Annotated in this window: 24 protein-coding genes and 1 other RNA gene; 18 read left to right on the top strand and 7 right to left on the bottom strand. The window is 51.9% G+C overall.

Annotation, left to right across the window (positions count from 1 at the left end; translation table 11 throughout):
* Nucleotides 1–36 precede the first annotated feature (36 nt).
* Together ACUTQW_RS24540 and ACUTQW_RS24535 are read right to left on the bottom strand one after the other, a co-directional pair.
* Entirely contained in the window at nucleotides 37–333 is a 297-nt protein-coding gene (locus tag ACUTQW_RS24540) for an RnfH family protein (RefSeq protein ID WP_445654997.1), read from the bottom strand.
* Nucleotides 326–760: a type II toxin-antitoxin system RatA family toxin gene (locus tag ACUTQW_RS24535; protein ID WP_004953639.1), complete on the bottom strand. Its 435-nt coding sequence runs from the start codon at nucleotides 758–760 to the stop codon at nucleotides 326–328. Before ACUTQW_RS24535 ends, ACUTQW_RS24540 begins: the two co-directional genes overlap by 8 nt.
* Nucleotides 761–921: 161 nt before the next feature.
* Here ACUTQW_RS24535 and smpB point away from each other — a divergent pair, with 161 nt between their 5' ends.
* Complete coding sequence (gene smpB / locus ACUTQW_RS24530) at nucleotides 922–1,404, top strand: SsrA-binding protein SmpB (RefSeq protein ID WP_004953643.1); 483 nt, start codon at nucleotides 922–924, stop codon at nucleotides 1,402–1,404.
* A 49-nt stretch (nucleotides 1,405–1,453) separates the two neighbouring features.
* Nucleotides 1,454–1,834: a transfer-messenger RNA gene (ssrA, locus tag ACUTQW_RS24525) on the top strand.
* 266 nt (nucleotides 1,835–2,100) lie between these two features.
* On the opposite strand, the gene ACUTQW_RS24520 is transcribed toward ssrA, so the two are convergent.
* A complete protein-coding gene (locus tag ACUTQW_RS24520; RefSeq protein WP_006327392.1) occupies nucleotides 2,101–3,000 on the bottom strand; it encodes a LysR family transcriptional regulator in 900 nt (299 codons plus the stop codon).
* Nucleotides 3,001–3,141: 141 nt separating this feature from the next.
* Between ACUTQW_RS24520 and ACUTQW_RS24515 the strand changes: the two genes are divergently transcribed.
* The 10 genes from ACUTQW_RS24515 (at nucleotide 3,142) to ACUTQW_RS24470 (ending at nucleotide 10,758) form a co-directional block, all read left to right on the top strand.
* Nucleotides 3,142–3,465 carry a hypothetical protein gene (locus tag ACUTQW_RS24515; protein ID WP_020439644.1) on the top strand — a complete coding sequence of 108 codons (324 nt, stop codon included), beginning with the start codon at nucleotides 3,142–3,144 and terminating at the stop codon, nucleotides 3,463–3,465.
* The gene (locus ACUTQW_RS24510) at nucleotides 3,462–4,151 is read left to right on the top strand and encodes a type 1 glutamine amidotransferase domain-containing protein (RefSeq protein ID WP_020439645.1); all 690 of its coding nucleotides are present in this window, start codon (nucleotides 3,462–3,464) and stop codon (nucleotides 4,149–4,151) included. Before ACUTQW_RS24515 ends, ACUTQW_RS24510 begins: the two co-directional genes overlap by 4 nt.
* Nucleotides 4,152–4,303: 152 nt before the next feature.
* On the top strand, nucleotides 4,304–5,338 hold the full coding sequence (locus ACUTQW_RS24505; RefSeq protein WP_020439646.1) for an amidohydrolase family protein: 1,035 nt from the start codon (nucleotides 4,304–4,306) through the stop codon (nucleotides 5,336–5,338).
* 148 nt (nucleotides 5,339–5,486) lie between these two features.
* Complete coding sequence (locus ACUTQW_RS24500; RefSeq protein WP_006327395.1) at nucleotides 5,487–6,062, top strand: NAD(P)H-dependent oxidoreductase; 576 nt, start codon at nucleotides 5,487–5,489, stop codon at nucleotides 6,060–6,062.
* Between the two features lie 14 nt (nucleotides 6,063–6,076).
* A complete protein-coding gene (locus ACUTQW_RS24495; RefSeq protein ID WP_006327396.1) occupies nucleotides 6,077–6,796 on the top strand; it encodes a putative quinol monooxygenase in 720 nt (239 codons plus the stop codon).
* Between the two features lie 29 nt (nucleotides 6,797–6,825).
* Nucleotides 6,826–7,563 (top strand): carboxymuconolactone decarboxylase family protein, encoded by a 738-nt coding sequence (locus ACUTQW_RS24490; RefSeq protein WP_020439647.1) that lies wholly within the window; start codon nucleotides 6,826–6,828, stop codon nucleotides 7,561–7,563.
* 185 nt (nucleotides 7,564–7,748) lie between these two features.
* The gene (locus tag ACUTQW_RS24485; protein WP_037433997.1) at nucleotides 7,749–8,681 is read left to right on the top strand and encodes an NAD(P)-dependent alcohol dehydrogenase; all 933 of its coding nucleotides are present in this window, start codon (nucleotides 7,749–7,751) and stop codon (nucleotides 8,679–8,681) included.
* A 2-nt stretch (nucleotides 8,682–8,683) separates the two neighbouring features.
* Nucleotides 8,684–9,388 carry a helix-turn-helix transcriptional regulator gene (locus ACUTQW_RS24480; RefSeq protein WP_037433540.1) on the top strand — a complete coding sequence of 235 codons (705 nt, stop codon included), beginning with the start codon at nucleotides 8,684–8,686 and terminating at the stop codon, nucleotides 9,386–9,388.
* Between the two features lie 272 nt (nucleotides 9,389–9,660).
* A complete protein-coding gene (locus ACUTQW_RS24475) occupies nucleotides 9,661–9,918 on the top strand; it encodes a hypothetical protein (protein ID WP_006327400.1) in 258 nt (85 codons plus the stop codon).
* Between the two features lie 114 nt (nucleotides 9,919–10,032).
* Nucleotides 10,033–10,758, top strand: coding sequence for a hypothetical protein (locus ACUTQW_RS24470; protein ID WP_037431584.1), 726 nt, complete (start codon nucleotides 10,033–10,035; stop codon nucleotides 10,756–10,758).
* A gap of 142 nt (nucleotides 10,759–10,900) precedes the next feature.
* On the opposite strand, the gene ACUTQW_RS24465 is transcribed toward ACUTQW_RS24470, so the two are convergent.
* The gene (locus ACUTQW_RS24465; RefSeq protein ID WP_006327402.1) at nucleotides 10,901–11,803 is read right to left on the bottom strand and encodes a LysR family transcriptional regulator; all 903 of its coding nucleotides are present in this window, start codon (nucleotides 11,801–11,803) and stop codon (nucleotides 10,901–10,903) included.
* Nucleotides 11,804–11,917: 114 nt separating this feature from the next.
* On the opposite strand from ACUTQW_RS24465, the gene ACUTQW_RS24460 reads away from it, so the two are divergent.
* Entirely contained in the window at nucleotides 11,918–12,781 is an 864-nt protein-coding gene (locus ACUTQW_RS24460) for an aldo/keto reductase family oxidoreductase (RefSeq protein ID WP_037433543.1), read from the top strand.
* A gap of 193 nt (nucleotides 12,782–12,974) precedes the next feature.
* Here the strand turns inward: ACUTQW_RS24460 and ACUTQW_RS24455 are convergent, their stop codons facing one another.
* Nucleotides 12,975–13,760: a MipA/OmpV family protein gene (locus ACUTQW_RS24455; protein ID WP_064799115.1), complete on the bottom strand. Its 786-nt coding sequence runs from the start codon at nucleotides 13,758–13,760 to the stop codon at nucleotides 12,975–12,977.
* Nucleotides 13,761–14,023: 263 nt separating this feature from the next.
* On the opposite strand from ACUTQW_RS24455, the gene ACUTQW_RS24450 reads away from it, so the two are divergent.
* Nucleotides 14,024–14,695, top strand: a complete 672-nt coding sequence (locus tag ACUTQW_RS24450; protein ID WP_145917164.1) for a winged helix-turn-helix transcriptional regulator — start codon at nucleotides 14,024–14,026, stop codon at nucleotides 14,693–14,695.
* Nucleotides 14,696–14,770: 75 nt separating this feature from the next.
* Here ACUTQW_RS24450 and ACUTQW_RS24445 read toward each other — a convergent pair whose 3' ends face one another.
* A complete protein-coding gene (locus tag ACUTQW_RS24445) occupies nucleotides 14,771–15,223 on the bottom strand; it encodes a GNAT family N-acetyltransferase (protein ID WP_064799117.1) in 453 nt (150 codons plus the stop codon).
* 161 nt (nucleotides 15,224–15,384) lie between these two features.
* Between ACUTQW_RS24445 and ACUTQW_RS24440 the strand changes: the two genes are divergently transcribed.
* On the top strand, nucleotides 15,385–16,119 hold the full coding sequence (locus tag ACUTQW_RS24440; RefSeq protein ID WP_064799713.1) for a class I SAM-dependent DNA methyltransferase: 735 nt from the start codon (nucleotides 15,385–15,387) through the stop codon (nucleotides 16,117–16,119).
* 158 nt (nucleotides 16,120–16,277) lie between these two features.
* Nucleotides 16,278–16,460 carry a hypothetical protein gene (locus tag ACUTQW_RS24435; RefSeq protein WP_006327415.1) on the top strand — a complete coding sequence of 61 codons (183 nt, stop codon included), beginning with the start codon at nucleotides 16,278–16,280 and terminating at the stop codon, nucleotides 16,458–16,460.
* Between the two features lie 33 nt (nucleotides 16,461–16,493).
* Here ACUTQW_RS24435 and ACUTQW_RS24430 read toward each other — a convergent pair whose 3' ends face one another.
* Nucleotides 16,494–16,772 carry a GNAT family N-acetyltransferase gene (locus tag ACUTQW_RS24430; protein ID WP_006327417.1) on the bottom strand — a complete coding sequence of 93 codons (279 nt, stop codon included), beginning with the start codon at nucleotides 16,770–16,772 and terminating at the stop codon, nucleotides 16,494–16,496.
* A gap of 117 nt (nucleotides 16,773–16,889) precedes the next feature.
* On the opposite strand from ACUTQW_RS24430, the gene ACUTQW_RS24425 reads away from it, so the two are divergent.
* Nucleotides 16,890–17,303 (top strand): DoxX family protein, encoded by a 414-nt coding sequence (locus ACUTQW_RS24425; RefSeq protein WP_004953687.1) that lies wholly within the window; start codon nucleotides 16,890–16,892, stop codon nucleotides 17,301–17,303.
* 195 nt (nucleotides 17,304–17,498) lie between these two features.
* Nucleotides 17,499–17,837, top strand: a complete 339-nt coding sequence (locus tag ACUTQW_RS24420) for an MbeD/MobD family mobilization/exclusion protein (RefSeq protein ID WP_004953692.1) — start codon at nucleotides 17,499–17,501, stop codon at nucleotides 17,835–17,837.
* The last annotated feature ends 54 nt before the right edge of the window (nucleotides 17,838–17,891 follow it).

Genomic DNA, 17,891 nt, shown 5'->3' with positions numbered 1-17,891 from the left:
GATGAAGTTCATCGGGCGTTATAAGGCTGAAAAGTGTCAACCTATATCAGGACTAGTCACTTTCTCTGCCCGTTGCCGACGCAGTTCTTTAGGGTCTGCAATCAGGGGGCGATAAATTTCTACCCGGTCGCCATCGTTTAGCACATCACCCAGCTTGGCCGGGCGGCTGTAGATACCCACCTTATTGCTTTGCAAGTCAATGTCACCACGCAGTTCCAGCAAGCCGGAGGCCGTAATGGCCTGCTCAACGCTGCTGCCTTCCGCCAGCGTAACCTTGCGCAGATACTGACGCTCCGGCAAGGCGTAAACCACCTCCACCCGAATATCAGACACTGTAAACCTCTTTCGCCCGCTGGGTGAAGGCCTGCACCATGTTACCGGCCAGCTCTTTGAACACCTTGCCGAACGCCAGCTCAATCAGTTTGTTGGTAAATTCAAAATCCAGGTGCAGCTCAACCTTACAGGCTTCCGGGCTCAGCGGCGTAAACTGCCAGCCCCCCATCAGCTTGCGGAACGGGCCATCAACCAGTTGCATATTGATGCTCTGGTTATCCTGCAGCGTATTGCGCGTAGTGAAGGTTTTGCTGATACCGGCTTTGGCAACGTCAACCGCGGCGGTCATTTGATTGTTGGACGCGTCAATCACCCGGCTGCCGGTGCAACCTGGCAGAAAATCGGGGTAAGAGTGAACATCGTTAACCAACTGATACATCTGCTCGGCGCTGAATGGCACTAACGCAGACCGACTGATCTGGGGCATATCATTTCCTGTGAGACACAAAACATACAGATAATACCATTTATCTATCGCCAAACAAAAAATCTGCTATGCAACGCGAGGGCCAAAAATGCGAAAAATTGCGCAGGTGCTGAGCGGTAAAGGATTTCTTTCGTCGAATCATCCAGTATAATGAACAAACTATGACAAAGAAAAAAGCACACAAACCCGGTTCAGCCACCATTGCGCAGAACAAGCGAGCGCGTTTCGAATACTTCATTGAAGAAGAGTTCGAGGCGGGCCTGTCGCTGCAAGGGTGGGAAGTAAAATCGCTGCGTGCCGGCAAAGCCAACATTAGCGACAGCTACGTGACCTTCCGCGATGGTGAAGCCTATCTGTTTGGGGCCACCGTCTCACCGCTCAACGTAGCCTCGTCGCATGTAGTATGCGATCCGACACGTACCCGTAAATTGCTGCTGAAAAAACGTGAGCTGGACTCACTGCTCGGCCGCGTAAACCGCGACGGCTACACCGTGGTTGCCTTGTCCATGTATTGGAAAAATGCCTGGGCCAAGATCAAAATCGGCGTAGCCAAAGGCAAGAAAGAACACGATAAACGCGATGACATCAAAGATCGTGAATGGCAGACGGCGAAATCCCGTATCATGAAGCATGCCAACCGATAAGCCTCTGGCTTAACGGGTTAAACTTCTGGTATACTGAACAAAGTTACTTGGGGCTGATTCTGGATTCGACGGGATTGTGAGGCCTTAGGAGCATGCCGAGGGGCGGTTGGCCTCGTAAAAAGCCGCAAAAAAAATAATTGCAAACGACTCGCAATTCGAATCTGCTGCTTTAGCAGCTTAATCAGCCTAAGAAACTGAAGATTCCCTCTCTCCCTAGCCTCCGCTCTTAGGACGGGGATCAAGAGAGGTCAAACCCAAAAGAGATCGCGTGGATGTCCTGCCTGGGGCTGAAGCGTTAAACCCAATCAGGCTAGTTTGTTAGTGGCGTGTCCATCCGCAGCTGACCGGCGAATGTAATGATTGGACTAAGCATGTAGTGCCGACGGTGTAGTAATTCCGGACGGGGGTTCAAATCCCCCCAGCTCCACCAAATAGGTCACCGGTGATACCAGATAGATCCGGCGATAATAGCGAAAAAGCCCGCAACTCCGTTGCGGGCTTTTTTGTGTCTGTCGTATCCCGTTCAACCTGGGATTTATGGATCTACGTTGCGGAACCTTGTGCGCCATAGGCCTTCCACCTCGTAGCTTCCCACTCCAGTGTCTTTCTTCGCGAGAGGCCTAATCCCTATGCAAACAGTCCGTTTGATAAAAATCCAGGCGCTCATGTATGAGGTTTACAGGAGCGATATTCATTTTAAACGGCTTTTCTTTCAATTAAAAAATCAATCAATGTCTTCACTCTTTTGGTCTTGCCCGCATTTTTCGGGTAATAGAGATAAACGGCTGGGTAGGTTTTCCAGTAATTCTCCATCACGGGAATAAATTTCTCTTTATCGGGCTGCAAGCTGTGAATGGGCTCGAACAACCTTCCGATACCCAGTCCGTTTCGTATTCCATCGGCCATAACCTCAATATCGTTGCTGATTAACTGGCCCGGCATCTCAACGGTTAGCTGCTCGCCTTTGTGATCCAGAATCAGCGGAAGGATACGGTTATTGGTGATGAATCGATAGCCGATAAGGTTGTGCTGATGGAGCTCTGCCGGCGTAGTGGGCGTACCGAACGCCTCCAGATAGGCCGATGACGCATACAGCCCTTCCCTAAACGGCTTCATCAACTGGCGAGCCACCACTCCGCCTTCAAGAATATCGCCAAAGCGTATCCCCAGATCAAAGCGCTCATCAATAATATTGACGGTGCCGTCGTAAACCGAAACTTCAAGTTTAATGCCAGGATATTGCCGGCAAAAGGCCGCCATAGCCGGTTTGAGTATGAGCAGATAAGCAAAGCGGGAGAGCGTAATCCTGACCAGGCCGGAGGGTTCCTGGTTCTGGTCGCGGATGTTTTCCAGCGACTTTTCAAGCGAGTCCACTGCCGCTACGGTTTGCTCCAACAGCTGTTGCCCAGCTTCCGTCAGTTCAATGCGCCTTGTCGTACGGACAAAAAGAGGGTGACCTATGTGTTGCTCAAGCAGCTTAAGCGCCTTACTGACGGAGGGAGGCGTAATCTCGAGCTTCCTGGCCGCAGCCGAAATATTGCCTTCCCGGGCAATGCTCTGAAAGATGCGTATCTGGTTGTAAATCACGTTATTCATCACGTCATCCTGAAGCAAATGGCCCACCGATTATTAACTACAGGCTAAATATCCTTAAGTCAATAAGGGCCTAATCTTATCAAAATCGCGAGCTTATACTTTTTTCAGTTCCCCCTTCGTCGTTAAGTTCAGGAGACTGAAATGCGCATTTTGTGTTTGGATATTCCCGCTTCCGGCGCCTCGCTGGAAAAATACGCTCCGCATCTGACTTCAGAAGTGTTGCATACCTGGGGTTTATATAAATCCGGCAGCATCCGGGATATTTATTTTCGACAGGATCGGCCCGGCGTAGCGATTTTTCTTGAATGTGATTCGGTGGAAAAAGCCCGGATGGTGATGGCCGATTTTCCGCTGGCAAAAGCCGGTCTGCTTACCTTCGAATGCATCCCCTTGGGATCATTTGCCAATTGGGAACACCTGTTTGCCGAAGAGTTCAAAAATCAGTCAGAGGAAGCGATGAAATGAAATCAGATCGCAAACCCGTGCTGTGCGTCGTCACCAGCCATCCGATAAAAGGCGTTTCCGGTGTGCCTACCGGTTTTTTCATGGCTGAGCTCACTCATCCCCTGAAAGTGCTGGAAGATGCGGGGATCCCAACGGTGATCGCCAGCATTCGTGGGGGCCAACCGCCGATTGACGGTTTCGATCTCAGCGATCCCATTAACGCCTGGTTCTGGAACGAGACCGATTTCCAGCATCGCCTCGCCACCACACCGCCTTTATCTGAGCTGAACGGGGCCGATTATTCCGCGGTCTTTTTTGCCGGCGGGCACGGCACAATGTGGGACTACCGCGATAACCCGGACGCGCAGCGCATTATCAGAGAGGTATACGAAAACGGCGGGATAGTGTCGGCAGTCTGCCATGGCCCGGCCGCGCTGGTTGACGCGAAACTCAGCAACGGTGAATACCTGGTGAAAGGGAAGAACCTGGCGGCCTTCACCAATAAAGAAGAAGACGAAGTTCAGGGAACGGCGGTGGTCCCCTATTTGTTGGAAACCGCCCTGCGGGAGCACGGCGCACTTCATCATGAAGCACCCAACTGGTCTGAGAACGTGGTGACGGATGGTCGCCTGATCACCGGTCAGAACCCTGCCTCAGCGCACGGCGTTGGCGTGGCATTGGTGGGCGCGTTGCACCAGTCAATCTAGAGAGTGCAGTGTTGGAATCAGTGTGTTCGGCTGGGCGTCGCAATGTCCTCACAACGGGACTCCGCGTTCTGGCAGGCATCGCCATTTCAAGCATTCTCCCTTGTTCTGCGGCTGTTCCCCTATGTCAACACACTGAGCGGAAATCAAAAGCGATGAAAATCATTTGCCTTGAAGAACATACTCTGGATAAAGCGCTGGTTATGGCATCCATGCCGGCTGCACTTGCGCAGGCCCCGTTTCTGAGCGACTGGGGCAAAACGATTACCGACGGCAATCTTCCCGACCGAAGCCGCCCCCAAATTGAAAAAAACGACCTGATCAACGTTAAGGGCGCAGACATAGGTCGTGGGCGTCTGGACGATATGGACGAGGCCGGTATCACCATGCAGGTGCTTTCGGTTGGCGGATTTCCGCACCTGACACCGGCTGCTGAGGGGGTGGATTTGAACCGCGCGGCTAACGACCGCCTCGCTGACGCGGTTAACGCTCATCCAGACCGCTTTGCCGCATTAGCCACGCTTCCATGGACCCAGCCCGATGCGGCAGAAAAAGAACTTGAGCGAGCGGTTAAAGAGTTGGGTTTTAAAGGCGCTCTGCTCAACGGCAGGCCATCGATCCACTTTCTCGACCATCCGGATTACGACGGACTGCTGGCCCGCTTTAACGCTCTTGGCGTCCCGCTCTATCTCCATCCGGGGCTTCCCGTTCGCAGCGTACAACAAGCTTATTACAGCGGCTTCAGTGATGAAGTTACCGCCAGGCTATCGATGTTTGGTTGGGGTTGGCATCACGAAGCGGGCATCCATCTGCTGCGGTTAATCCTGTCCGGAGCCTTTGATAAATATCCGAACCTGCAGGTCATCAGCGGCCACTGGGGAGAGATGCTGCCATTCTGGTTGCAGCGTCTGGACGATAGCCTCCCTCAGGCCGCTACGGGATTACGACGCACCATTACGCAGACCTTTCGCGAGCAGGTGTATGTGACGCCATCAGGAATGCTGACGCTGCCGCATTTTCAGTTTATCTATGCGCTGTTGGGAGCCGAGCGGATCCTTTTTTCTGTTGATTATCCCTACCAGACGCTGGATGGCGTGAAGGCATTTATCCAGAGTTTACCTGTTCCTGAAGAGGCGAAAGAAGCGATAGCCTTCCGCAATGCGGAGCGGTTATTCGGATTAACGTCTTGATGAAAAAGGCTTTGCGGAAGCCTTGAGTCAATCAGGGTGATTATTAGTTTTTGACTAAAAGTGATTGAACTATTAATCCCCTAAAAAACAAAATACGGTCAATCTATACTGGTGACCTGGTAAACAATTAACTTCTAATCTATTGAAAATGAAAAATATCCTGATTATTTCCGGACATCCGAATCTTAACGAGTCAATGGGTAACGCGACTATTCTGGATGAAATAACCTTGGCATTGCCAGAAGTTGAAATTCGCCGCCTGGACTGGCTCTATCCGGACAACAAAATCAATGTAAAAGCCGAGCAGGAAAGCCTGCTGAAGGCAGATGTGATCGTCTGGCAATTTCCATTCTCCTGGTATTCACTTCCGGGCGTAATGAAATTATGGCTGGATGAGGTTTTTGTCCACGGGTTCGCGCATGGTTCAACCGCAAAACTGGGCGGTAAAAAACTTATTCTTTCGTTTACCACTGGCGCACCGCAAGCACTCTATTCATCGGAAGGATTTTTTGGCCATAGCCTTGAAAATTACCTTACCCAGTTTGAAACCACCGCCAGACTTTGCAATCTGGATTTGCAAATGCCGGTGTATACCTGTGGTATCAGTTATGCCGACAGGGATGAAAATAAAATAGCGCAACAGAAAATCATGGCCAAAGAGCATGCCTCACGACTGATCGCGTTGTTGAGATCCTTATCCCCAGAATTGAAACTGGCCGTATAAAATAAAGGCATCCCGTGAAAAATATCATCACCATGACGCTGTGCCTGCTGGTTGCTAGCCCCGCATTTGCGACCGGTTCATCCCCTCTGGATAAAGTCGTTATGAATATTTTCGAGCTGGGCATCAAAGCGGGAAAAAACCGGCAGTATGATGAAGTCGCCAGAAGTACCATTTCCTCTTCCGTTGAGTCTGAAAGTGGCACCCTGGCAATGTACTCGCTCAAACGCAAGGATGATCTCAATCAGGCGTACATGATTGAAATCTACGCCGGAAAGGAGGCCTATAAAAAACACTTAGATTCAGAGCAGTACCAGTCATTTATTAAGCGTGCTCCTGAAATCACAGATAAAAAAAGCAAAATAGATGTCACACCGCAATTTCTTGGCGACAAACGAATAGTACAAAACGAGAGAACGATAAATAACCTGGTTATTGTCGATGTAAAACCCGAGCACCAACAGGCCTTCAAAAATATCGTCATCGCGGAAATGTCTGACTCCCTGAAGCTTGAAGAGGGCGTGCTGGCTATGTATGCCGCAACCGATGCGAAAAATGAAAATCGCTGGTACTTCTATGAAATTTACGCCAGCGAAGCTGATTATCAACGGCACCGGCAGACGCCGCACTTCCGGGGATATATAGAGCAAACCTCAGAAATGACAACCGCGAAGGAATCAATCCCTGTCGTGCCCGTGTTTCTCAGAAATAAAGGCGCCATGCAGTTTGATGATTAGCACCTGAGCGTCAGTCGATTGAATGTTCAATGAAGTTTTGCAATGAAAGAGGTGAAGCCATGTTAAAAATTAATCCATCGGGCCTTTCAGTTGCCGATATCCAATCCGTTTCGCCGGCACTGGCCCGCTTCGGTAGCGAAGCCATTACGGACGATCTCTGGAAACGTGGCGAGCTTTCGCAACGTGACCGTAGCATCGTTACTCTGGCCATTCTGATCGCCAGGAACCAGCCCACCGAGCTAAAGCATTATGTCGGGGTTGCTCTCGACAATGGCGTCACGCCGGCTGAAGTATCGGAGATTATCACGCACCTTGCGTTCTATTCCGGGTGGCCAAGCGCGATGTCGGCTATCGCGGCAACTAAAGGTGTTTTTCAGGAATATGGCGTCGTGGCAGAACAGCTAGCCGAAGCCTCTCCTGCACTTCTGCCGCTTAATCAGGAGGCTGAACGGCAGCGTTCAGAAACGGTGGAAAAAAATGTCGCGCCAATTTCTCCCGGGCTGGCCAAATTCACCACCTCCCCTCTCTTTCTCGATCTTTGGCAGAGACCGGCGCTTAAGCCCCGGGACAGGAGTCTGGTGACGGTAAGCGCGCTGATAGCATCGGGGCAGAGCGCGCAAATCGGTTACCACCTTAACCGGGCCATGGATAATGGATTGACCGCCGAGGAAGCGGGTGAAATCGTCACCCATTGCGCTTTCTATGCCGGCTGGCCAAATGCCTTTTCGGCAGCCCCCGTGGTCGGTGAAGTGCTACGCACCCGATAAGGATAGAGCGCCCTGGATTAGCAGTGCAAAAAGAGCCCGATGAATGGTGCCAGAAACTGTCATCACGGCGTTATAGGATGTCTTCGCAAGCAGAAGAGGCATCCAAATCGCACTCATCTCCTCCTGTCTTTTAGAAGGATTTGCACCCTACCTCGACCAGAACCGCTCAAACCTTGGTGAAACAGATGAAACGTATTCAGTACGACAGTTATGGTGGCCCGGAGTTGATGCGGGTCGATGAGTTTGAATTACCCGCCCCCGGTAACGATGAAGTGGCCGTGCGAGTCAGGTTCGCGGCAATCAACCCCATCGACTGGAAGCTGCGCAGCGGACTGATGAAGATCGTCACCGGCAGAAACTTTCCCCGCGCAATGGGAATGGATTTTTCCGGTATCGTCACCTCCATTGGCCCAGGTGTCTCGCGCTTTAGGGTCGGCGACGCCGTCTTCGGCCTCGCTCGCTTCAAGGAAAGCGGTGCGCTTGGCCAGTCAGTGATCACGAAAGAAAACTTCCTGACCAGGAAGCCCGAGAGTATCTCCTTCGAGGATGCTGCCTGTCTGGGTACGCCGGGCGTGACCGCATGGAACGGACTGATCGACAAGGCCAAGCTGCAAGCGGGTCAGCACGTCTTCATTAATGGCTGTGCCGGAGCGGTGGGTGAAGCATCCGTGCAGATCGCACGGCTTTTCGGTGCGATCGTTTCCGGAAGTTGCAGCTCCCGAGACATGGAGCGCGCTAAATCTCTTGGCGTACAGACTGTCTACGACTATCGCGCAACGGATTTGTCGTCAATAACCACACGCTTCGATGTGGTATACGACACGGCTGCGACAATGACCCTATCCGCCGGCGTGGCTATGCTACGCCCCGGGGGCATGTTTCTTGATCTCAACCCCGGCCTGGGCAAGTTCATTCGGGCCGTCTTCGATCGACGGCTGAAGCCTGTCATTGGTTCGCCGCGAGCCGACATCCTGGAAAAGCTTGCCAGTGCCGCTAAAGAGGGCAAGTTCCAAATAGCGATTGGCGAAACCGTTGCTCTGGAGGGGGCGATTAAACTGATCACCGAGCTTGAAAAGGGCCGCAAGCTCGCCGGTAAAGGCATTGTAGCGATGGAGTAAGCATGGCCAGAAGTCATCGATTGTTCGACCTGATGCAAGTGCTCCGCCGACACCGAAGAACGGTATCGGGCCAAGCACTGGCGCGTGAGTTGGGCGTGTCCCTGCGAACCATCCGCCGCGACGTTGCCACCCTGCAAGGCATGGGAGCCGACATCGACGGAGAGGCAGGCGTCGGCTACATCCTGCGGCCAGGATCTCTCCTGCCCCCAATGTCTTTTACCGAAGAAGAGATCCTGGCGCTCGTGACCGGCGCCAAGTGGGTCAGTCGTCAGACCGACGCCAGGTTAGCCCTTGCGGTGACAAACGCGCTGGCCAAAATCAACGCAGTGCTTCCGCCCGACATGCGATCAGTCTTCGACGATGACACTATCTATGTAAGCCATTCGCTGAAAGGCTCAACCCATCTCGATCTGAGCGAAATCCGCCGAGCGCTGCGCGAGCAGCGTAAGCTGCGCATCAAGCTGTCTCTCGAACACGCACCGGAAGATGAGCAGGTAATATGGCCGATCATGCTGGGCTTTATCGAAGCCAAGCGGTTTATCGCAGCCTGGTGCGAGCTGGATGAACAGTTCCGGGTGATCGGCATGGACGATATCACGAGCGCGGAAGTTCTTGCCGAACGCTACCTTCGGAGTCGCCGGCTGCTGGTCAAGGAATGGCGCGCTCTCGAGATGCGGCCGTGCAACGGCCAGGGCGAGATTTGCTGATTTTAGGCATATGCCATAAATGTCGTTCGGTCACCCATGCCCCTATGCTTAACTCCGCATCGCCTCACAACCACGTTTAATCATCTGTTTTAAAATAAAATAGAAATAACTGCCGTTATATCCTTAGCCGTCTCACGCAATAATCCCATATTACCCTTGCCAGGTGTAAGGTTGCCCGCTAGTTTATTGATTACAGTGACGCGCTGATTTATAAGCATCAGAGATGCCCGCAGCGTGTCGTCATAGAAGCACACCGAAGTAAGGACAATGCCATGGTGGTTTACAGCTTTTTCGTGAGAGGGGATCAAATTTTTGCTCTCAATACCTCATCACCTGATTTCGAGGCCAGGCAGAAACATTTTTTGGACAAAGGGTACGCAAAGCAGTTTGAAGAACTGGAAGCCCTATCCCCAGAGGCCGCCGTTATCAGATTTAAAGACATCAAAGGTGAGGAGCGCAAAACAGAACATGCTTTTTCCACAAGCGCTGTATTTACCTCGCTGATGGATGTTTTGTTGAAGAAGGGCTGACTGTTCACAGTGAGCGAAAAGTTTTTCTATAAAGCTTTTTTCTGAGCAAGAAGCTGAATTCGATCTAGCTTGGGGCAGATCTGAAAACAGACTCATTTAAGGGATAATCGGCTGATGGAAACGACCAAAAAAATGCTTTTGGCAGGATTAGATCGGTATAGCTTGAGCAAGCTACCCGGTCGCCCTTATGACTGTTCCTTCGAATTACTAGCCGCACCACCGGAAAGAAAACGCCTTATTATGGTTGGGTTTAACGGCTCTTCTGTTGATCAACATCTTACAAATGCTGAGTCAATTATCGGGGATTTTAACGCGCCAAGCTTTTCTAACGTGCAAGCAGGCACCGAAGGCAAATGGGGTATCAAACATCTGGCAACCCGCTTGCAAAATATCCCTGAACAACTCGGTTTTAGCTGGCGAGATACTCTGTACACCAATGCATTGCTCATGTGCTCTAAAGATGCGCTGTCACTCAAAAAAGATGCTCAAGAGAGCGCGATTGGCAGCTTGGATCAACTGATTGAAAAATCGATGGGTTTCTTTGAAGAAGTTACCGTCCCCCTATGCAAACCTGAGCTAATTATTGCTTACAGTAACGGGATGAACTCTCACTCAGCAGCTCGCTTGCTATTAAAGACATTTGGCAATGGCGATGAACCTGAATACATAAGCCGAAACCGCTATTACTCTACCTTCTGCTTTACGGCAAGGTTTAAACAATTCGATGTGCCTGTGGTAGGTATCCGCCACATGTCACGCTTCAAACCTAATGTTCAGTACATCAGAGAAGCATGGGAAAAAACGTTAACTACTGCGCCGGATTCTAGAATCATCGTCTAATCAGTGCCACTTTCCTGCATTGGCATACGTCCAGATATAGGCTGAAATCAATTTTAATAAATGATTACAACAACCTAATAAAGTCATTCAGACTCTCCCAGCCCAAATAGATTCCTGGTGATACTGGCAAAGCTTCCCCCTCTCAACCCGCCCGCTGCTTAATAAAATCAATAAAAGCGCACAACGGCGCGGGAATAAACCGCCGGTCGGAATAATAGAGAAACGGGCCGGAAAACTGCGGCCACCAAGGTTCGAGCACCGGCTCCAGGCTCCCTTTGGTCAGGTAAGGTTTCAACCAATCCTCAAACAGATAGACAATCCCCACGCCGGCCACCGCCGCCGCGATGGCCAAGTCCGTGGCGCCACCGGCCTGCACCGTCAGCGGCCCCTCAGGGTGAAGTGAGACATTCTCCCCGTCCTTTGCAAACTCCCAGGGGTAACTTTTGCCGCTGGGGAAACGACCCTTGATACAAGCGTGCGTAAACAGATCATGCGGATGTGCAGGCCGCCCACGCCGATCAAGGTAATCCGCAGATGCGCCTGCGGCAAAGCGCTGTACCCGGGGGCCAATAGGCACGGCAATCATGTCTTTTTCCAGCCGCTCTTCATAGCGGATACCGGCATCGCAGCCGGCAGCCAGCACATCGACAAAGCTTTCTTCCGTCTGCACTTCAACCTTGATATCCGGATAAGCGGCGAGAAAGGCGGGAATCAACGCAGGCAACACCAGACGTGCCGCACTGACCGGGACATTCAGCTTAAGCGTTCCGGCGGGTTTATCGCGAAAGCCATTCACCACATCGAGCGCGCCCTGCACCTCGGCCAGCGCTGGCCCCAGCCTTTCCAGCAAGCCGTAACCGGCGGCGGTTGGCGTTACGCTGCGCGTCGTACGGTTAAACAGCCGCACGCCAAGCTGCTTTTCCAGGCGCCGGATGGCGTCGCTGACTCCGGACGCGCTCCGGCCCAACGTTCGCGCACCTTCACGAAATCCCCCTGAGCGCGCGACGGCGAGAAAAGCATGCAGGTCTTCTAAATCGGTTTTCATTGTTCGTCTCCCCGTACACCCCGTCCCCTGCCCCACTACTTATCACGGGGGTGAGCTGCGCCTATTATAAATAAATGCGGCAGCCCCGCAGACTATCCCAACAGGAGACAGGTTATGTCCATTAACGACAAGCAGCACACATTTCCCCTTGGCGATCGAAACGTCAAGCGGCTCGGCTACGGCGCCATGCAGTTGGCCGGCCCCGGCGTGTTCGGGCCACCGAAGGATCCTGATGCCGCCCTGGCAGTACTGCGAGAAGCGGTTGCGCTGGGGGTTAACCATATCGACACCAGCGACTTTTACGGCCCGCATATCACTAACCAATTGATTCGTGAAGCGCTGGCGCCCTATCCGGACGATCTGACCCTTGTCACCAAAATCGGCGCGCGCCGGGGTGCGGACGCCTCATGGTTACCGGCCTTTTCCGCCGCAGAACTGACCAGCGCAGTACATGACAACTTGCGCAACCTGGGCCTTGAAACGCTGGACGTGGTCAATCTCAGGATCATGCTTGATACCCATGGCCCGGCGGAAGGCTCGATAGAAGAACCCCTGACGATCCTCGCAGATCTTCAACGCCAGGGGTGGGTGAAACATATAGGCCTGAGTAATGTGACACCGACCCAGGTGGCGCAGGCACGCAAGATTTGCAGCATTGTTTGCGTGCAAAACCACTACAACCTGATAAACCGCGGCGACGATGCGCTGATTGACCATCTGGCCCAGGAAGGCATCGCTTATGTGCCGTTTTTCCCGCTCGGCGGCTTTACGCCGCTCCAATCCTCGGCGTTATCGGATATCGCCGTGCGTCTTGGGGCCACGCCCCTGCAAACCGCGCTGGCGTGGCTGTATCATCGTTCGCCCAATATTCTGTTGATACCGGGCACCTCCTCCATCGGTCATTTGCGCGAAAACCTCGCGGTGCCTGATTTGCCGTGGACGGAGGATATCGCTAAAGCGCTGGACGCTCTCGTCTGACACGCGGCGCCAGTTATACCGCAAAAAACAAAACCCTGCCGAAGCAGGGTTTTAGTGTTCGTCTTTCCGAACCGTCGACAGTTACCTTTTATCGGTCTTTCCCGATCGTCATTGGGTTCAAGAACATAGCCAAATCACCACGGCAGACAGGCACGACTCCCCTGCGGACAGAATATGCTCTCGAACACGTGGATTAAAACCTGTAGCCACCGCCCAGCAAGACCTGGCTTGAAATGTCTTTATCCACCATTGGGCTATCGGTGATTTCACTGCTCAGCCGTACCGCGCGCAATAATGCGGTGGCATACCAATGGTCACTAAACTGATAGTTGGCGCTCAGTTCTACATAAGGGCTCCAGCTCTCTCCAGCCGAGTATGCCGAGAAATTGCTGCGCTTTGCCTCGGCCTGGCTTATGCCATAGTAGTAATCATTTTGGTTGCCGTTGTTGTAAACCGCACCCACACCGGGCGCAATCCGCAACTTGCCCGCCTTGATCGGGTATAGGAAAGCCACATCGCCCACGACTCCATTGCTGTTATCGAGGGTATCTCCGGCCAGTGACGCACGAATAACCCCCCATCTCTCTTTATGGGTGACAGCCATCCCGGCCATTAATGTGCCGTCACGCTTATCCAGGCTTTTCATTTGGCTGTTGTGACTGTCGTCCGGATCAAAACCCAGCGGAGAATAGTAAGTAATAACCGAGATCTGATCCTTTGGCGTATTCAGTAAATAATAACCGGCAGCCAACGAATGAATATAAAAATTCCCTTTCTCATAATTTACCGTAGGAAGCCCCTGTGTTTTGGCATCGGTATCAACATAACCATAATCGTTTAACATAGCGGCTGCGCCTAAAGACCAGCTTGCAGCGGATGAAACCGAAGGGTAAACAAGAGAAGCGAAAATCAAAAAAACATTAATATGAGATACTTTCCTCAGAAAAAAGGAAAGCAGAGAAACTGAAAACGGCTTCATTATTATCATCCATTGTGGGAGCATCAAACGCCCTGCATACTACTCCCAACAGTAATCGCCTCATAGCCGATCATCTGTCCAAAAATGTACACTTGCCAATAGATTGATTTATATAAATATTCACTCCACCTTACCAATAACCCCTCTCCGATGCCTTAGTAATAAGGCAGCTCAATTGCATCGCAGCAAGGTATAATATAGTATGCGGAAAAACTGAATTCAGGGTTCACCGTAATAAGCTCTCGCCTTTGGACTATCAAATTATGGCAGCAGAAATCACCTTAACTCCCCTGAAAAAAAATACCCCGGCCTTATTCACGCAAGATGATAAACCCACAGAACATATCTTGGCACTTCAGCACGCTTTAACACCATTTGGAAAGAAATGCTCGTTTCCTGCTGGAAAGAAAATCCGTTTGTTTCACAACGGAATACGTCATTGGTTTTTGCTCCAGTCAGGTGAAATGTCTGCATGTCGTGACAGCGATGGGTTAAAAATAGCCAATTTTAGAGAGCCCTCACTCGCCGGCATAGCAGAAACCTTCTACCCTAAAGAACTGCTCTTCTTCCTGGCTGAATCACCGGTTGAACTTCTGATGTATCAGGAAAGCGACGTGCTGGAAACCCTGGCGCGAGAAAACCTTTGGCAGAGCCTGGTCTATATACAAGCTTATATTATCCAAACTCTGAGCATTCGCGATAAATTGCTTTCGGGCAACGATACCTATGAGATAGTTTGTAATCACCTACGCATGCTAATGAATGAAAAAGAAGCTTTTCGGTTATCCACCACGGTTCCACGCTATATCCAGCAAAGAACGCAACTCTCACGCAGCGGCATCATGAAAATATTATCTGACCTGCGTAAGGGGGGTTACATTACTATCGAAAAAGGGATTTTATACGCGGTTAATCGGTTGCCGAAGCGTTATTAAATTACCGTTCATGGCCATCCCCCCCAAACGATGTACTCGCCTTATTTGACGTTGACGGCCTGGCTGCGGCGGTCTTTACAGCGCCCGCGTATACACCCGTGAAGCCTCGCCCCAAGGGTGATAGCCCAATCCGTTAAAAGCAAAACCCTGTTTTTCGTAGTAGCCCTCAAGATCGGTACACAGATGCAGTTGCGGGAAGCCAAATTTGCGGGCCTCTTCCGCCACATGATTAATCAGCAACGCACCGTAACCGCGCCCACGGTGCGCTTCTTCCACATACAGCGCACACAGCCAGGGATACAACTCGCCGCGGCTGATAAAATCATTGGTAATCAACCCTGCACAACCCAGGATATCGTGGTTATCCATCAGCAAATACCACTGCGGCAGCGGATTGGCTGCGCCAATGCAGCGGGTGATGGCATCCTCATACATCATCAGGGTGTCTGGTGAAGCCCAGTGTTGCTGGAAATAGCGAATCGCTTGTTGCGCAAACTCAGGTGATTGACGCACCGAAATCATGTTCATATCCGTTCCTGTGGTTATTTTCCCTGCTTAAACCGGCTTAAAATTATGCGGCAAGCGAAAGGGGTTAGCACGGTGTTTATTATAGAAATCAGCCGGATGTGCGGATAACATGGCGACACTGCCCAAAGATTCGGCAGTGTTTTTCCCAAACAGGAGCCGTTATGACGCAAAATATTTATGACAATCAGGCCTTCTTCGACGGTTATGCCCAGCTCAGTCGCTCGGTAAACGGGCTGGACGGCGCGCCGGAATGGCCGGCTATCCGCAGCATATTGCCGGATTTGCACGGCAAGAAGGTGGTCGATCTCGGCTGCGGCTACGGTTGGTTCTGCCGCAGCGCACGCGAGCAGGGCGCCGCGAGCGTACTTGGCATGGACCTCTCCGAGAAAATGCTGAACAAAGCGCGGGAGATGACGCACGACGCCGGCATTGAATACCGCCGGCAGGATCTGGAGCAGCTTCAACTGCCGCCTGCCTCCTGCGATCTGGCCTACAGTTCATTGACGCTGCACTATATCGAAGATCTGGCCCGGCTGTTCGCCACGGTTTATCAGGCGCTGGCGGCGGGTGGGCAGTTTATCTTCACCGCAGAGCACCCGATTTATACTGCGCCGCAGCATCAGGGCTGGCTGGTCGATCAACACGGGCAAAAATCCTGGCCGGTCAACGGCTATCAGCAGGAAGGGCAGCGAACCTCCAATTGGCTGGCGGAAGGCGTCATCAAGCAACACCGCATGCTCGGCAGCTATATCAACCTGCTGGTGCAAAAGGGATTCGTCATCACCTATTTGAATGAATGGGGCCCTTCGGCACAGCAAATCGCGGAGAACCCGGCGCTCGATGAAGAAAAAGAACGCCCGATGATCTTTATCCTGGCTGCCCATAAACCCGCCTGATTATTCCCTTTCGCAGTACATCCTTAACACATCCACGCTTGGGGAGGCCGCCTCCCCCCAAGGTTTCATTCCACTCGTAGCGCTGCGCCTTCTTGCGCAAAGCCCGCCAACAGCCGACTATACTTAAGCTTTACCCCCTTTGAACCGGAGAGAAAACAATGGCATTTACTGTCGGCGATTTTGTACAGCGCACTACCGGCGGCCCAAAGATGATCGTGGTGGCCATTGATGGTGACACGCTGGTCTGCAGTTGGAACGAACTGGGTACCGAGCAGCGTGCGGAAGTCCAGGCCAGCGATGTGGCGCTCTATCACGAAGACGGCGATTTCGGCGTATGCTGAACGATCGGGGCGCTGCTGCGCCCCGCTAAACTTTCAGGCGCGAATGTCCTGATAGCCCGGCGTGGTGTCGAATTCGTGTTTGGCGAACGGGCACAACGGAATGATTTTACGGTTTTCCGCACGCATTTTCGCCACCACCCGCGCCACCAGCTTTTTCCCCACACCCTGGCCTTTCAATACCTCATCCACCCAGGTGTGATCGATAATGGTTAATTTATCTCCGCTCGGCACAAAAGATATCTCGGCGATCGTCTTACCCTGCTTATCGTTTATATAGAAACGTTTCTCATCTTCCAGAATGTTAAGATCCACAGCCCTTCTCCTGATATTTAAATGCGTAATGGCTTGCCACCGCTAGAAATAACCTAAGGTTAGTCTATTATTTAAACAGCAACACAACATAATTCCGCAGTGGCTGAGGAGTTCAAAATGGGTGACGGCTCAAAAGACGGTGTTATTCTGCTATCCCGAATATTGTTGATGGTCCTGTTTATCATTTTTGGCTGGATGAAGCTGACCAGCTTTGGCGCAACGGTGAGCGCAATGGAGGGTTACGGTACCCCGATGCCGTATTTGGCGGCGATTATCGCCGTGGTGGTTGAGTTTGTTTTCGGCATTGCGCTTATTCTCGGCATATTTACCCGCCCTATTGCGGTTATTTTCGCCGTTTATGTGCTCGGCACCGCTTTTATCGGCCATCCATTCTGGAAAATGACCGGGATGGAAATGATGGGCAATGAAATAAACTTCTTCAAAAACATCAGTATTATCGGCGGGCTGCTGCTGTTGGCGGTCACCGGTGCCGGGCGTTATTCGCTGGACTATAAATTCTTTAATAAGTAACGCTCTTCTGACAACGGCCGGTGGCAACGCTGCCGGCCGTTTTCCTGACTCTCCCCTCTTTGACATGCCATGCTGCGCAAGAGATGCCCCCCGGTAAAGCTGCGAGAATTATCTGCAATCGTCGTCAACGAGTGAGGTTCTGTGCAGTTTTCGTTATACTGCAAACCATTATTGAGTGCCGCAAAGGAAGAGACCATGAGAATGCGCGAGCTGGAAATCCAGTTTCAAAATGCGATGAGCGAGTTGCAGGCCAGCTTCGAAAAGCAGCACCGTGAATGGCAGCAAAGCTATCAGGCTCTGCAACAGTTATTGGAAGAGTCCAAACAACGCGAAGCGGCGCTACATATGCAAAATGCGCAGTTGGTGCGCAAACTGAGCACCGCCAACTCGGTGCCGGAACAGCACGCGCTGGTGAAGCAAATCAAAATGCTGGGCGCACATCTGGATGCGTTGGCCAAAGACGCCGCCACCTTCAACCATCACCTGCACAATCAACAGCGGGCAGCCGACAACTTCAGCGGCGAACAGCGTTGACCCCGGGCGCTGTAGCACAGCGCCTCCTGCCAAATACTGGCGCTCTGAGAGTGT

The organism is Serratia sp. TSA_7 (assembly GCF_052692135.1).
This window is presented reverse-complemented; position numbering and strand designations above follow the sequence as displayed.

Excerpts from the sequence above, each read along its gene's own strand:
- ACUTQW_RS24420 (WP_004953692.1), top strand. The coding sequence starts at position 17,499 with ATGAGAATGCGCGAGCTGGAAATCCAGTTTCAAAATGCGATGAGCGAG.
- smpB (WP_004953643.1), top strand. The coding sequence starts at position 922 with ATGACAAAGAAAAAAGCACACAAACCCGGTTCAGCCACCATTGCGCAG.
- ACUTQW_RS24535 (WP_004953639.1), bottom strand. The coding sequence starts at position 760 with ATGCCCCAGATCAGTCGGTCTGCGTTAGTGCCATTCAGCGCCGAGCAG.
- ACUTQW_RS24440 (WP_064799713.1), top strand. The coding sequence starts at position 15,385 with ATGACGCAAAATATTTATGACAATCAGGCCTTCTTCGACGGTTATGCC.
- ACUTQW_RS24480 (WP_037433540.1), top strand. The coding sequence starts at position 8,684 with ATGGCCAGAAGTCATCGATTGTTCGACCTGATGCAAGTGCTCCGCCGA.
- ACUTQW_RS24505 (WP_020439646.1), top strand. The coding sequence starts at position 4,304 with ATGAAAATCATTTGCCTTGAAGAACATACTCTGGATAAAGCGCTGGTT.
- ACUTQW_RS24435 (WP_006327415.1), top strand. The coding sequence starts at position 16,278 with ATGGCATTTACTGTCGGCGATTTTGTACAGCGCACTACCGGCGGCCCA.
- ACUTQW_RS24510 (WP_020439645.1), top strand. The coding sequence starts at position 3,462 with ATGAAATCAGATCGCAAACCCGTGCTGTGCGTCGTCACCAGCCATCCG.
- ACUTQW_RS24455 (WP_064799115.1), bottom strand. The coding sequence starts at position 13,760 with ATGAAGCCGTTTTCAGTTTCTCTGCTTTCCTTTTTTCTGAGGAAAGTA.
- ACUTQW_RS24485 (WP_037433997.1), top strand. The coding sequence starts at position 7,749 with ATGAAACGTATTCAGTACGACAGTTATGGTGGCCCGGAGTTGATGCGG.
- ACUTQW_RS24500 (WP_006327395.1), top strand. The coding sequence starts at position 5,487 with ATGAAAAATATCCTGATTATTTCCGGACATCCGAATCTTAACGAGTCA.
- ACUTQW_RS24445 (WP_064799117.1), bottom strand. The coding sequence starts at position 15,223 with ATGAACATGATTTCGGTGCGTCAATCACCTGAGTTTGCGCAACAAGCG.
- ACUTQW_RS24490 (WP_020439647.1), top strand. The coding sequence starts at position 6,826 with ATGAAGTTTTGCAATGAAAGAGGTGAAGCCATGTTAAAAATTAATCCA.
- ACUTQW_RS24475 (WP_006327400.1), top strand. The coding sequence starts at position 9,661 with ATGGTGGTTTACAGCTTTTTCGTGAGAGGGGATCAAATTTTTGCTCTC.
- ACUTQW_RS24450 (WP_145917164.1), top strand. The coding sequence starts at position 14,024 with ATGGCAGCAGAAATCACCTTAACTCCCCTGAAAAAAAATACCCCGGCC.
- ACUTQW_RS24425 (WP_004953687.1), top strand. The coding sequence starts at position 16,890 with ATGGGTGACGGCTCAAAAGACGGTGTTATTCTGCTATCCCGAATATTG.
- ACUTQW_RS24470 (WP_037431584.1), top strand. The coding sequence starts at position 10,033 with ATGGAAACGACCAAAAAAATGCTTTTGGCAGGATTAGATCGGTATAGC.
- ACUTQW_RS24465 (WP_006327402.1), bottom strand. The coding sequence starts at position 11,803 with ATGAAAACCGATTTAGAAGACCTGCATGCTTTTCTCGCCGTCGCGCGC.
- ACUTQW_RS24520 (WP_006327392.1), bottom strand. The coding sequence starts at position 3,000 with ATGAATAACGTGATTTACAACCAGATACGCATCTTTCAGAGCATTGCC.
- ACUTQW_RS24515 (WP_020439644.1), top strand. The coding sequence starts at position 3,142 with ATGCGCATTTTGTGTTTGGATATTCCCGCTTCCGGCGCCTCGCTGGAA.
- ACUTQW_RS24460 (WP_037433543.1), top strand. The coding sequence starts at position 11,918 with ATGTCCATTAACGACAAGCAGCACACATTTCCCCTTGGCGATCGAAAC.